This window comes from Dyella sp., from assembly GCF_035277725.1.
Taxonomy (GTDB): Bacteria; Pseudomonadota; Gammaproteobacteria; order Xanthomonadales; family Rhodanobacteraceae; genus Dyella_B.
Genome location: NZ_DATEJY010000030.1, coordinates 34,113 through 46,597, shown reverse-complemented (window position 1 = coordinate 46,597; position 12,485 = coordinate 34,113). Strand labels below are relative to the sequence as shown.

Annotated in this window: 11 protein-coding genes; 5 read left to right on the top strand and 6 right to left on the bottom strand. The window is 62.1% G+C overall.

Going from position 1 to position 12,485, the window contains the following annotated elements; genetic code table 11:
- Window positions 1-142 precede the first annotated feature (142 nt).
- Entirely contained in the window at window positions 143-2,212 is a 2,070-nt protein-coding gene (locus VJR68_RS02165; RefSeq protein ID WP_324145903.1) for a phosphocholine-specific phospholipase C, read from the top strand.
- Between the two features lie 134 nt (window positions 2,213-2,346).
- On the opposite strand, the gene pepQ is transcribed toward VJR68_RS02165, so the two are convergent.
- From pepQ to rph, 6 genes are all read right to left on the bottom strand, one after another.
- The gene (gene pepQ, locus VJR68_RS02160) at window positions 2,347-3,666 is read right to left on the bottom strand and encodes a Xaa-Pro dipeptidase (RefSeq protein WP_324145902.1); all 1,320 of its coding nucleotides are present in this window, start codon (window positions 3,664-3,666) and stop codon (window positions 2,347-2,349) included.
- A gap of 155 nt (window positions 3,667-3,821) precedes the next feature.
- A complete protein-coding gene (locus tag VJR68_RS02155) occupies window positions 3,822-4,154 on the bottom strand; it encodes a PilZ domain-containing protein (RefSeq protein WP_324145901.1) in 333 nt (110 codons plus the stop codon).
- Complete coding sequence (locus VJR68_RS02150; protein ID WP_324145900.1) at window positions 4,151-6,517, bottom strand: DUF1631 family protein; 2,367 nt, start codon at window positions 6,515-6,517, stop codon at window positions 4,151-4,153. Before VJR68_RS02150 ends, VJR68_RS02155 begins: the two co-directional genes overlap by 4 nt.
- 90 nt (window positions 6,518-6,607) lie before the next feature.
- Entirely contained in the window at window positions 6,608-7,771 is a 1,164-nt protein-coding gene (hemW, locus tag VJR68_RS02145) for a radical SAM family heme chaperone HemW (RefSeq protein WP_324145899.1), read from the bottom strand.
- Between the two features lies 1 nt (window position 7,772).
- The gene (rdgB, locus tag VJR68_RS02140) at window positions 7,773-8,372 is read right to left on the bottom strand and encodes an RdgB/HAM1 family non-canonical purine NTP pyrophosphatase (protein WP_324145898.1); all 600 of its coding nucleotides are present in this window, start codon (window positions 8,370-8,372) and stop codon (window positions 7,773-7,775) included.
- Between the two features lie 9 nt (window positions 8,373-8,381).
- Window positions 8,382-9,110 (bottom strand): ribonuclease PH, encoded by a 729-nt coding sequence (gene rph, locus VJR68_RS02135; protein WP_324145897.1) that lies wholly within the window; start codon window positions 9,108-9,110, stop codon window positions 8,382-8,384.
- 76 nt (window positions 9,111-9,186) lie between these two features.
- Here rph and VJR68_RS02130 point away from each other — a divergent pair, with 76 nt between their 5' ends.
- From VJR68_RS02130 to mlaE, 4 genes are all read left to right on the top strand, one after another.
- A complete protein-coding gene (locus VJR68_RS02130) occupies window positions 9,187-10,044 on the top strand; it encodes a YicC/YloC family endoribonuclease (protein ID WP_324145896.1) in 858 nt (285 codons plus the stop codon).
- 93 nt (window positions 10,045-10,137) lie between these two features.
- Window positions 10,138-10,767, top strand: coding sequence for a guanylate kinase (gene gmk, locus VJR68_RS02125; protein ID WP_324145895.1), 630 nt, complete (start codon window positions 10,138-10,140; stop codon window positions 10,765-10,767).
- Between the two features lie 88 nt (window positions 10,768-10,855).
- On the top strand, window positions 10,856-11,692 hold the full coding sequence (locus tag VJR68_RS02120) for an ABC transporter ATP-binding protein (RefSeq protein ID WP_324145894.1): 837 nt from the start codon (window positions 10,856-10,858) through the stop codon (window positions 11,690-11,692).
- Window positions 11,689-12,462, top strand: coding sequence for a lipid asymmetry maintenance ABC transporter permease subunit MlaE (gene mlaE, locus VJR68_RS02115; RefSeq protein ID WP_324145893.1), 774 nt, complete (start codon window positions 11,689-11,691; stop codon window positions 12,460-12,462). The genes VJR68_RS02120 and mlaE overlap by 4 nt, the downstream gene beginning before the upstream one ends.
- Window positions 12,463-12,485 lie beyond the last annotated feature (23 nt).

Below are 12,485 nucleotides of genomic sequence, written 5' to 3'. Positions count from 1 at the left end.
ACGCGAACCGATGCCCAAGGCTTTGCTGATATTTTGTGATCTCCCGCCAACCTACCGAAGACGTCCCGCGAATGTCGCACGCCTGCAACCTTCACGTTCCAGCATCCCGCGGCGTCATTCACGCGCGAAAAGAGAATGCAGCATGACCTCGATGAGCCGCCGCCGATTCCTGCAGTTGCTGGGCAGCACGACACTGGCCTCGGCGCTTCCCCTCAGCATCGCGCGTGCACTGGAGATTCCCGCCAGCCGCCGCAAAGGCACGATCGAGGATGTCGAGCATATCGTCGTCCTGATGCAGGAAAACCGCTCCTTCGATCACTACTTCGGCGCATTGAAAGGCGTGCGTGGGTTTGGCGATCCGCGGCCGGTCAATCTCACCTCCGGCAATTCGGTGTGGTACCAGCCCGATGGTTCCAGCTACGTGCTGCCGTTTCATCCCACGGCACCGGACCTGGGTTTGCAGTTTCTGGAAGATCTCGCCCACGACTGGACCAGCACGCACGTGGCGTGGAACGCGGGCCAGTACGATCAATGGGTGCCCAGCAAAGGCACTACCACCATGGCGTACCTTACGCGCGAGGACATTCCGTTCCACTACGCGCTTGCCGATGCGTTCACCGTTTGCGATGCGTATCACTGTTCCGTGCTGGGGCCGACGGACCCGAACCGCTATTACATGTGGTCGGGTTGGGTCGGCAACGATGGTGTCGGCGGCGGCCCGGTGATCGACAATGCGGAAGCGGGTTATGGCTGGTCCACCTATCCGGAAGCGCTGCAGCAGGCGGGCATCTCTTGGAAGATCTATCAAGATGCCGGCACCGGATTGGATGCCGCCGGTTCCTGGGGTTGGACCGACAATGCCTATATCGGCAACTACGGCGACAATTCGTTGCTGTATTTCAATCAGTATCGCAACGCACAGCCGGGCAGTCCGCTCTATCAAGGTGCGCGAACCGGCACCAACATTTCTGCCGGCGGTACGCTGTTCGATCAATTGCGCAGCGATGTGCTCGGCAACACGTTGCCGCAGGTATCGTGGATCGCGGCACCCGAAGCGTATACCGAACATCCCAATTGGCCGGCCAACTATGGCGCTTGGTATGTCTCGCAGGTGTTGGATGCGCTGACCAGCAATCCTGATGTCTTCAGCAAGACCGTGTTGTTCATCACCTACGATGAAAACGACGGCTTCTTCGACCACATGGTGCCGCCTTGCGTGCCGCCTTCGGCAACGCAAGGGCAATCCACCGTGTCGACGGCGAACGAAATCTTCGCCGGCAACGTTTATTACCCCGCCGGTCCGTATGGCCTCGGGCCACGCGTGCCGATGATCGTGGTGTCGCCGTGGAGCAAGGGTGGCTGGGTGTGTTCGGAGGTGTTTGATCACACCTCGATCATTCGTTTTATCGAACAGCGTTTCGGCGTGCAAAGTTCCAACATCACGCCATGGCGCCGCGCCGTATGCGGTGACCTTACCTCGGCGTTCGACTTCGCCAAGGCCAATGGCGCGCAGCCGGCCTTGCCGAGCACGAAGGCGTACGCACCACCGGACGCCCTGCGTCATCCCGATTACGCACCCATGCCGCCGGCCAGCCAAGCGCTGCCCATGCAGGAACAAGGCGTAAAGCCGGCGCGTACACTGCCCTATGCGCTGCAAGCGATCGGCTGCTGCGATAACGGACAATTCCGCATCGATTTCCAGAACGAAGGGCGCCTGGGCGCCTGCTTCCACGTACGTTCGGGCGATGCATCCAGCGGCCCGTGGTACTACACGGTGGAAGCGGGGAAATCGCTTTCCGCAAGCTGGCCGGTGCAGGGCGCCTATGCACGGCACGTCCATGGACCGAACGGCTTTGTCCGCAGCTTCAAGGGCAATAGCGCATCCCGCAAGACCATGCTGCGGGTTGCTGCGCGCTATCAACGCGAAGGCGGCGTGATGCTCGCGCTGTCAAACGACGGCCATGCGTTCTGCCATGTCACCGTGGAAAATCTGTACGATGGTGAGTCGCTGACCTACATGCTCAAGCCCGGCGAGCAGGTCGAGAAGCATTGGTTCCTCGGCGATAGTTACGGCTGGTACGACGTGATCGTGCGCGCCGATGCGGAGGATGGTTTTGTGCAGCGCCTTGCCGGGCATGTGGAAACCGGCGGCCCAAGCGTCACCGACCCGGCCATCGGGCAAGCGCGCTGGCGGAATTACCAGCAGCTGTAAGGGAAGGATGCGGCGTAGGTTGGGGTGCGAACCCCAACGTTGCCACCGCGTGCATGACAATGTTGGGGTTCGCACCCCAACCTACACGGCCATCGGACTCGAGGCGTTTTTTGCATCGTGACCTGTGCGTGCCGTCAACTCAGCGCCGCAAACGCATCGCGCGTGAGGTTTTCCGGCTCGCCATCCGTGCACACCACATCATCTTCGATACGAATGCCACCGTAAGGACGGAACGCATCCACCTTGTTCCAGTCGATGTCGCTGGCAACCGGCTTGCCGCGCCATTCCTCAAGCAGCATGTCGATGAAGTAGAGTCCCGGTTCGATGGTGACCACCATGCCCGGTTCCAACACACGCGTCATGCGCAGATAGGGATGGCCTTCGGGACGCGGAATGAAACCGCCGCTTTCGTTGGCCTGGAAACCGGCAACGTCGTGCACCTGCAGGCCGATCGGATGTCCCAGGCCGTGCGGGAAAAAGGCCGAGGTCACGCCGGACTGCACGGCGCTTTCCGCGCTCATGCGAATCACGCCGTGTTCGCGCAGTACATCAGCGATGACGTGATGGGCATGGATGTGCAATTCCGGATAGCTCTGTCCCGCCTTTACCTTGGCGGCAAAACCTTGCTGTGCACGTTCCATGCTATCGATCAAAGCCTGGAATGCGTCGTGGCCCTTGCCCGCATAAGTGCGCGTGATGTCGCTGGCATACCCGGCTTTGCTGCCGCCGGCATCAATCAGAAACGAGCGACTCTCCTTGGGCGGCATACGGTCGAAGTGCGTGTAGTGCAGCACGGCACCATGTTCGTTGAGGCACACGATGTTGGCGTAGGGCAGTTCCGCCTCGGTCTGGCGGGCGGCAGCGAGGTAGGCCATCTGGATGCCGAATTCGCTCTCACCTGCGCGAAACGCTTGTTCCGCCGCATGATGCGCGCGCGTGCCAATGCGGCTGGCCTCGCGCATCAACGCCAGTTCATAAGGCGTCTTGTAGCTGCGATGCCAGTGCAGATAGTTGACGACCGCTTCCGGATTGTTGGCTTCCACGCCATTGATGCTGGGGCATTCTGGTGCGATCACCGCGCGATGGCCTTTGGGCAGCAGCGCCACGGCTTCGGCATTCGTGCGCACGATGGTGATGTCGAAGTGTTCCACCCAGTAGCCGCTCGGCGCTGCAGGCACCACGTGCCAGTAATCGCGCGGCTGCACGAAGATCAGCTTAGGTCTGCTGCCTGGCGTGTACACCACCCAGCTGCCCGGCGTATCGGTCAGCGGCAGCCAATGGCGGAAATGCGGGCTGGCGACGAACGCGTAATCCTGATCATCGAGGAATTTTCGCAGCGGCGTGCTGGCGGCAATCAGCAGATGATCGAAGCCGCCCAAGGCCAGCGCCTTGTCCGCGCGTTGGCGCAGCGTGGTGATGTGTTGGGCATACAGCGAGGCAAGATCGTGGCTCATGCTTCAATTCCGAATGGTCTTATTCGGCGCAGTGTAGCGCGGGTATGCATGGGCGCCACGCCAGGCGCATGTTTGGAAAAAAATCGTCATGGCTTGCGAAAAACTCGGCACAACGAGCGAGCGCTGCACTCAATGGCTACGACGCAGAAGCGCAATCACACTTGCTGCAGCCAACGCTCCAGCTGCGCCGCATCGGCACTGCCGATCGCAATGATTCGATAGCCGGACCAGATCTGCCCTGGCGTGGCGGCATGTTCGTGCCACTGCTCCTGAATACCCACCTCGATGGTCGGCATGGTGGTGTCATGCGAGGGTAGCGGCAGGCTTACCTGGTAGACGGCTTCGCTGCGCGGCGTGTGCTGGCTGATCAGCAGCATGCCGTTGCTGGAAAGGTTGCCAAGCTGTCCAAGTGTCTGGCCGGTGATCATGTCCGTCACGTTGACGATGTAGTTCGGCCGCTTGCGCGGTGCGCGACGCTGCTCATTCATGAGCGTGCCTCCGGCAGCAAGGGTGCGGGACGCAGCAGATTGTTGGTCAGTGCATGCCAGGCACGGTCGAGCAGATTTTCTTGCTGCGGCGGCAATTCGCGTACGCGGCCTTCGGCGATGGCGCGCGCCAGCTCCTGCAGGTTCATCACGTCACTGCGTTGTCCGCGGCGGTTCACGAACAAGCTGTTACCCGATATCGGTGAGAACCAGGCCAGCTTTTGCTGTGTGGCGTGGCCGGTGGCGGGATCGGTGAATTCGAACCAGGTGCCGAACGGCAGTTGGCGAAGGTGATTGTGGATGCGCGCTTCGCGCAGGCCGAGCGGCGGCACCACGGCCGCGTGGGTGGATGACGGCCCCTCCTGATTGCGTTGTTCGCCCAGGCGTTGGCGCTGCTTGAGCCTGATCGCAAGATCGGTGGCACTGGGTACCTCGATGATGCGCGGCGGCGGCTGCGGTTTTGCTTCTTCCACTAATGGAGGGGGTATGGTCGGCACGACAATTTGCACAGGCTTTTCGTCGATGACCGGTTCGGCCTCGGTCGTGCTTGGCGTCTCTGACGCAGCCGGCAAGGGCGAAACCGTCGCCGGCATTTGCGCGCTGATCAACCGCTGTGCAACCTGCTCGGCTTCGTCCTGGTGCATGCCGATTTGCTGCAGGCCGGTTTCCACTTCGTGGCGCAATTCCAATGGATCGTGCACCGGGAACTGGCCAAGCAGTTGGTCGGTAATGCACAGCTGATGCAGGAAGGTTTCGCTGTGTTCGTCGTGACGCAACAGCGTCAGCGCCAGCACATCCGTCCAGGCGCGTTCGAGCAGGGTACGCAGCAAGCCGCGCGGCGAGACGATGGCGAAGCGTTCGGCCATCAGTTCATCGGCGCGCCGGCGCGCCTGTTCCAACCGCTCGCGGCCTTGCATGGCTTCCACGTGACGCCGTTCGGCCGCTTGCGACTTGCGCACCAGCTGCATCAGATGATGCTCGATATCCGCCAGCAGGCTGGTGTAGAGCCCGGCGCTGGGCGGTTCCTGCTGGGCGCGATCCACAAGCTGGCTGAGCTTGGCGAGCAATTGCTGATCGGTCTCGCCGTTCGGGCCGGCCAGCCAGGTGTCGATGGTATCGGCCAGTTTGCCGAGCATCTGGCGTGCGGGGTGTTCTTGCTGATCGAAGAAGTCGCGATCGGCCACTGCCAGCCGCAGCAAGGGCAACTGCAGATTGCCAAGCAACGCGCGTGCATCCGGGCCGTGATGCAGTTGTTGCGCGAGCTGTTCGAACAGCATCGCCACCAGTTCCACTGTATCGCCTTGTTCGGCCGTCAGCTGCGTGCGTGCAGCGCCGGCTGGCAAGTTGAGGTTGAGCTGGTAAAGCAGTTCTTCCTGCAGGCGTTGTGCGCTGCGCAGCTCGCGGCTGGTGCGGTCGGTGACCTGCACCATGTGTTGTTGCAGGGCGCCTAGTGCTGTCTGCAATTCTTCCGATGTAGCAGTACGCCCGCCGGCCGCGTGTGCATGGCCGGGTGCCGCCATGCGCTGGCGCGAGAGCAGGTCGCGCAAGGTTTCCAGCACGGCGATCGGCTCGCTGCTGTTTTCGGCGCTCTCCGTGGACGTTGCGGCAGCAGCAGGTGCACCAGCCGGCGTGCCGGCGTGTGCTGGCCCATGGGTGGCGCGCGCAGCGGTGAACGCCCGCAGTTGCGGCAGGATGCCGTCGGCCAGCAACTTGGCATTGATGCCTTCGTACAATGACACCAACGTGCGCCCGACACTGCTTTCAAACTCTTGGAACAACAGCAGTCGATGTTCGAGCGGCAGGTTCATCGGCTCGCTGGCGATGCGCAGGATGCGCGCCATGTTTTGCGGTCCGAGCGGCAATTGTTTGCCTTCGAGCGGTGGCGCGGCCACCAGCACGGCGAGGCGGTAGGAGAGTTCGGAAAGGATGGGCCCGTTTTGGGCTTCGCTGCGCGCACCGAGTTTGTCGAGCGCGGCGGTAAGCTCGTGTTCGGTGCGATCGAGCAGGGTCAGCGAATGCAGGCTGAGTGATTGCAGCGACGGATCGTCGTCCGTGTCGCCCATGTCTTCAAAGCTCTCGCGCAACTTGGCAGCGAACGATTGAATGAATGCCGTTCGACCCTGCTGCACAAAATGTCTGCTGTCGAAGCAGCGCTGTTGTTCCAGATGGTTGCGCGATTGTTCGGCCAGTTCGTAGAGGCGTTTGTCGAAGCGGTCCAGGCATAGCCGCAAGGTTGGTTCTGCCCAGTGATCACAGAGTGTGCAAGCCGTCTCGATCAGCTTGCGCGTGCGCGCAGGCATCCGGCTCAGGTCGGCACGGCGACCTCCGGCGACAGACGACGGATAGACCCTCGGCTCGACGTCCATGACCTGATTCCCCATGAGTTCCCCGTGACCCAAGTGTAAGCTGGTTCCCGGGTCGCGGCATAGGTTTTGTGATTTACATCACATTTTTGGCTAGGCCAGAAAGCCGCCTAGCACGTCATTGAGAAAGCGCTGACCCAAAGGGGTGGTGCGTAGGCAATGCGGATCGTTTTCCAGCCAGCCTTTCCGGCGGCTGGTTTCCAAGGGCTCGGCAATGCGCGCCAGCGGCAGTCCGGTGCGGGCGGCGAAGTCGTCCACAGGTACACCGTGGATAAGGCGCAAGGCATTGAGCATGTATTCGAATGGCAGCTCGTCGACCGGCACGGCGGCGTGGCCGCCGATGCGAGCCGGCTGGCCGGCGGCTTCCAGATAGGCGTTGGGATGGCGGGTCTTCCAGCGGCGCCAGACGTCGCCGGAACTGGCGTCGCTGATCTTGCCGTGGGCGCCGGCGCCGATGCCCAGGTAATCGCCGAAACGCCAATAATTGAGGTTGTGTTCGCAACGCCGGCCGGGTTGGGCGTAGGCGGACACTTCATATTGGGAGTAGCCCGCTGCGGCCAAGCGTGTTTCGCAGACTTCCTGCATGGCCCAGGCCGCGTCGTCGTCCGGCAGCGGCGGTGGATGGGCGGCGAAGATGGTGTTGGGTTCCAGGGTGAGCTGGTAGTGGGAGATGTGCGTGGGTTGCAATGCCACCGCGCGATCCACGTCGTTCAATGCGCCGGGCAGCGTTTGTTCCGGCAAGGCATACATCAGATCGAGATTGATGTTGCTGATGCCGGCATCCTGCGCTGATTTCACTGCGGCTTCGGCCTCTTGCGAGGCATGGATGCGCCCGAGCCGCTTGAGCTTGGCGTCATCGAAGCTCTGGATGCCGAACGAAATGCGGTTGACGCCTGCGGCGAGATAACCGTCGAAACGTCCATGCTCAACGGTGCCGGGATTGGTTTCCAGCGTGACTTCGCAGTCGTCCATAAAACGCAGGCGCGAACGTGCGCCGTCGAGAAAGCGGGCGATGAGTCCCGGCATGAACAAACTGGGCGTACCGCCGCCGAAGAACACGCTGATGATGGGGCGGTCTTGCAGCGCGCTGCCGAAATCGCGCAGATCAGCGTCGAGATCCGCCAGCAGCGTATCGACGTACTGCGCGTAAGGCGGTTCGCCTCGCACACCGTGCGAATTGAAATCGCAGTAAGGACATTTTTTTACGCACCACGGCATGTGGACGTAGAGCGACAGCGGTGGTGCGATCAACGCCATCTCAGCTATGCAGTTCGGCAATACGCGCGTGCAGTTTTGCCATGGCCTGTCCGCGATGGCTCAGGCGGGTTTTTACTTCCGGTTCCAATTCGGCAGCGCTGGATGATTGGCCGTGCGGCAGAAACAACGGGTCGTAGCCGAAGCCCTGTGCGCCGCGCGGTGCATCCAGCACGCGGCCGTGCCAGCGGCCTTCGGCAATCAGTGGTGCGGGATCTTCGGCGTGCCAGAGCAGCGCCAGCACGCAGATGAAGAATGCACTGCGCTGTGGCGATGGGACGCCATCCAGCTTCTGCAACAACAACGCGTTATTGGCCTCTGCATGGCCGTGCCCGCCGCTGTAGCGCGCGGAGTAGAGGCCCGGTGCGCCACGCAGATGCGCCACGCATAGACCGGAATCATCCGCCAGCGCCGGCAAGCCGGTGACCTGCGACGCATGGCGCGCCTTGAGCAGCGCGTTTTCGACAAAGGTGAGGCCGGTTTCCTCGACATCTTCCACGCCCAATTCGGCTTGCGGAATCACTTCGAACTGGCTGTCGGCGAGCAAGGTGTTGAATTCGGCAAGCTTGCCGCGGTTGCTGCTGGCGAGAACGATGCGCTGCATGGAACGTACTCAGCCCAGGTCCAGTGCTGCGCGCTGCAGGCCGATCAGTTCGGCGATGCCCTTTTCGGCCAGGTCGAGCATGGCGTCCATCTCGTCGCGGCGGAACGCGTGGCCTTCGGCCGTGCCTTGTACTTCGATGATGCCTCCGCCGTCGTTCATCACCACATTCATGTCGGTGTCGCAGTTGGCGTCTTCGTTGTAGTCGAGGTCGAGCACCGGCATGCCCTGGTAGACGCCCACCGATACCGCTGCCACCGCCCCAATGATGGGATTGCGGCGCAGGTTTTCGCGTTTCATCAAGGTGTTTACTGCATCGACCAGCGCGACATAGGCGCCGGTGATGGCCGCCGTGCGCGTGCCGCCATCGGCCTGCAGCACGTCGCAATCCAGGGTGATCACGCGTTCGCCCAATGATTGGCGATCCACGCAGGCGCGCAGGCTGCGGCCGATCAGGCGCTGGATTTCCATGGTGCGTCCGCCCTGGCTGCCGCGCGTGGCTTCGCGCTGGGTGCGGGTGGACGTGGCGCGCGGCAGCATGCCGTATTCGGCGGTGACCCAACCTTCACCTTTGCCGCGCAGCCAGGGCGGCAGGCGGTCTTCGATGCTGGCGGTGCAGAGCACGCGCGTATCGCCGAACGCGATCAGCACTGAGCCTTCGGCGTGGCGGGTGTAGTGGCGCTCGATGGTGACTTTGCGCAACTGATCACTGGTGCGACCGCTTGGACGGGACACTGGCATGGCGTTCTTTTGGGCAACTAGAGGCGGGACAGTTTACCATTGCGCCTTTCATCACCTTCCACTCCCAAGGTTATCCATGATTCGCAGCATGACTGCCTATGCTTCCGCCGACGCCCAGACGCCCGCGGGAGCGCTGACGTGCGAATTGCGCGCGGTCAATCATCGCTATCTGGAGCTCAGCCCCCGCTTGCCGGAAGACATGCGCGTGTTCGAGTCCGCGTTGCGTGAGCGGATGGCAAGTCGCTTGTCGCGCGGCAAGGTCGATGTGATCGTGCGGCGCGGCGAGTCGCGCGGTGAATCGCTGCAGGTCGACAGCGCACTGGTAGGCCGCTTGTCCGAACTGGCGCTGGACATGGAAGCGCGTTTCCCACGCATGCAGATCGAATTTACCGAGCTGTTGCGTTTCCCGGGCGTGCTGCAGCACGCGGAGGCGGATCAGGAAGCGCTGCAGGCGGCGTTGCTGGAAGTGCTTGATCGTGCCTTGGAAGTATTGACCGCCACGCGCGAACGCGAAGGCGCCAAGCTGGGCGACATCCTGCGCGAGCGGCTGGACGCGATCGAGCGCATCGTGAAGGATGTGCGCAGCTGGATGCCGGAGATCCGCGTCGCCTTGCGCACGCGTTTGGAATCGCGCCTTGCCGATCTGAAGCAACCGGCCGATCCGGGCCGGCTCGAGCAGGAACTGGTGTTGCAGGTGACGCGTTCGGATGTGGATGAAGAGCTCGATCGCCTGAGCACGCACATCGCCGAAACGCGCCGTGTGCTCGGCTTGAAGGAACCGGTAGGCCGGCGCCTGGATTTCCTGATGCAGGAGTTCAATCGCGAGGCGAATACGCTCGGGTCCAAGTCAATCGATGCGCGCACCACCAATGCGGCGGTGGAGTTGAAAGTGCTGATCGAGCAGATGCGCGAGCAGGTGCAGAACATCGAATGAAAATAGCGCTGCCCATCGTGATGTTCTGCAAGCCGTTGCCCGTCACCCCAACCCTCTCCCCGAAGGGGAGAGGGGGCAAGGGAGCTTCGCGCCATGTCATCTGACAGGAGCGGCACGCTGTTCATCGTTGCCGCGCCGTCCGGTGCTGGCAAGTCAACGCTGGTAAACGCGTTGCTTGAGCGTGAGCCGGGCATTTCCTTGTCGATCTCGCACACGACGCGTCCGCCGCGTCCGGGCGAGCAGTACGGGCGTCACTACTACTTCGTCGAACGGGCGGAATTCGAACGCGAAGTTGCCGAGGGCATTTTTCTCGAACATGCCGAAGTGCACGGCAATTTCTACGGCACATCGCGCAGGACGGTGCAGGATTTGCTCCAACAAGGACGTGACGTTTTGCTTGAGATCGATTGGCAGGGTGCCGCGCAGATACGCAAGGCCAAGCCGGATGTGGTGAGCGTGTTCATCCTGCCGCCGTCACGGGCGGAGCTGGAACGCCGGCTGCGCGGGCGCGGGTCGGACAGTGCGGAAGTGATCGAGCGGCGGCTGCGAAATTCCCGGGGCGAGATCGCGCATGCCCACGAGTTCGACTACATCATCGTCAACGACCGGTTCGAGGACGCGCTGGACAGCCTCCAGGCCATCGTACGGGCCGTTCGCCAGCGCAGTGCGCTGCAGTGTCAGCGTCACGAAAGCTTGATCCGCGAGCTTTTGGCCCAAACCTGAACATTCGCTCAGGATTACTGTACTGGCCCGCATAGCATTAGGGCTCCAGTTCAGTTAACGTTTCCACTTTCCCGCCGTCCCCCTGGCCATGATCGATACTGTCCAAGCTCAACCCGACAACGACGCGCTGGTGCGCATTCGTGGCCTGACCACGGTGCTCAACGGCAAGGTCGTGTTCGACAAGCTGGACCTGGACATTCCGCGCGGCAAAGTCACCGCCATCATGGGTCCCAGCGGCACCGGCAAAACCACCTTGCTCAAGCACATCACCGGCCAGATGCGCGGTGATGCGGGGCAGGTGCTGGTAGATGGACGGAACGTAGCGGAGATGCCGCGCGATGCCCTGTTCGAGTTGCGAGAGCGCATCGGTTATCTGTTCCAGAACTCCGCCCTGCTCACCGACTTTGACGTGTTCGAGAACGTGGCGTTCCCGCTGCGCCAGCACACCCGGTTGCCCGAGGTGCTGATCCGCAACATCGTGCTTACCAAGCTGCAGGCGGTAGGCTTGCGCGGCGCCGCGTCGTTGATGCCGAGCGAGCTTTCCGGCGGCATGGCCCGCCGCGTGGCGCTGGCGCGTGCGATCGTGTTCGACCCCATGCTGATTCTTTACGACGAGCCCTTCGTCGGCCTGGATCCGATCGCGCTGAACCAAGTGCTGAAGTTGATCCGCACGCTCAATGAAACGCTGGGTCTGACCAGCGTCCTGGTGGCGCACGAACTGGAGGCGATCAAGCAGGTGGCTGATGTGGTCTACCTGATTGCCAATGGCAAGGTGGTGGCGCAGGGCGATCCCAAGACCATTGCCGAAAGCGGCTCGCCGTGGACGAGTCAGTTCTTTGGTGGCGAAGCGGATGGTCCGGTGCCATTCCAATATCCGGCTGGCGATTACGCCGAAGCTCTCGGTTTCAAGCAAGGTGTGGCATGAACGCGCGAATGGGACACGAAAACGTCGTGATCGGATCGCTGGCCCAGATCGGCCGCTGCGGCCTGTTCCTGTTGCGCATTTTGTCCGCCATTCCGCGCAGCATGCGGCATGTGACGGAGACGGTCCGGCAGTTGTGGTTCGTCGGCGGCATGAGCCTCACCATCATCATGACTTGCGGATTGTTCGTGGGCATGGTGCTGGGATTGCAGCTGTATCACGTGCTGGCCATTTTCGGCGGCACTTCCGCGACGGGCTCGGTGGTGGCGCTATCGGTGTATCGCGAGCTCGGGCCGGTGGTGACGGCATTGCTGTTTGCGGGCCGCGCGGGCACCTCGATCACCGCTGAAATCGGCCTGATGCGTGCGACTGATCAGATCGCGGCGATGGAGATGATGGCCGTGGATCCGATTGCCTATGTCGCGGTACCGCGCTTTCTTGCCGGCGTGATCGCTATGCCGTTGCTGTGCTGCGTGTTCTGCGGATTGAGCATTTTTGGCGGGCATCTGGTTGCCGTGAATTGGCTGGGTGTCGACAACGGCACGTTCTGGTCGAACATGACTGCCACCGTGCATGTGTGGGACGACGTGATCAACGGCCTGATCTGGAAAAGCCTGGTGTTCGGTGCGGTGATCTCGCTGATTGCCGTGTTCCAGGGCTACACCACGGCGCCGACCAGCGAAGGCGTGGCGTATGCCACCACGCGCACGGTGGTCGCCTCGTCGATCGCCATTCTCGCGTTGGATTTCGTGCTCACCGCTTTCCTGATGTGACCATCATGACTATTTGCTTCTTT

Bases quoted from the DNA above. Each gene is read 5' to 3' on its own strand.
- VJR68_RS02165 (WP_324145903.1), top strand. From the start codon at position 143: ATGACCTCGATGAGCCGCCGCCGATTCCTGCAGTTGCTGGGCAGCACG.
- pepQ (WP_324145902.1), bottom strand. From the start codon at position 3,666: ATGAGCCACGATCTTGCCTCGCTGTATGCCCAACACATCACCACGCTG.
- VJR68_RS02155 (WP_324145901.1), bottom strand. From the start codon at position 4,154: ATGAATGAGCAGCGTCGCGCACCGCGCAAGCGGCCGAACTACATCGTC.
- VJR68_RS02150 (WP_324145900.1), bottom strand. From the start codon at position 6,517: ATGGACGTCGAGCCGAGGGTCTATCCGTCGTCTGTCGCCGGAGGTCGC.
- hemW (WP_324145899.1), bottom strand. From the start codon at position 7,771: ATGGCGTTGATCGCACCACCGCTGTCGCTCTACGTCCACATGCCGTGG.
- rdgB (WP_324145898.1), bottom strand. From the start codon at position 8,372: ATGCAGCGCATCGTTCTCGCCAGCAGCAACCGCGGCAAGCTTGCCGAA.
- rph (WP_324145897.1), bottom strand. From the start codon at position 9,110: ATGCCAGTGTCCCGTCCAAGCGGTCGCACCAGTGATCAGTTGCGCAAA.
- VJR68_RS02130 (WP_324145896.1), top strand. From the start codon at position 9,187: ATGATTCGCAGCATGACTGCCTATGCTTCCGCCGACGCCCAGACGCCC.
- gmk (WP_324145895.1), top strand. From the start codon at position 10,138: ATGTCATCTGACAGGAGCGGCACGCTGTTCATCGTTGCCGCGCCGTCC.
- VJR68_RS02120 (WP_324145894.1), top strand. From the start codon at position 10,856: ATGATCGATACTGTCCAAGCTCAACCCGACAACGACGCGCTGGTGCGC.
- mlaE (WP_324145893.1), top strand. From the start codon at position 11,689: ATGAACGCGCGAATGGGACACGAAAACGTCGTGATCGGATCGCTGGCC.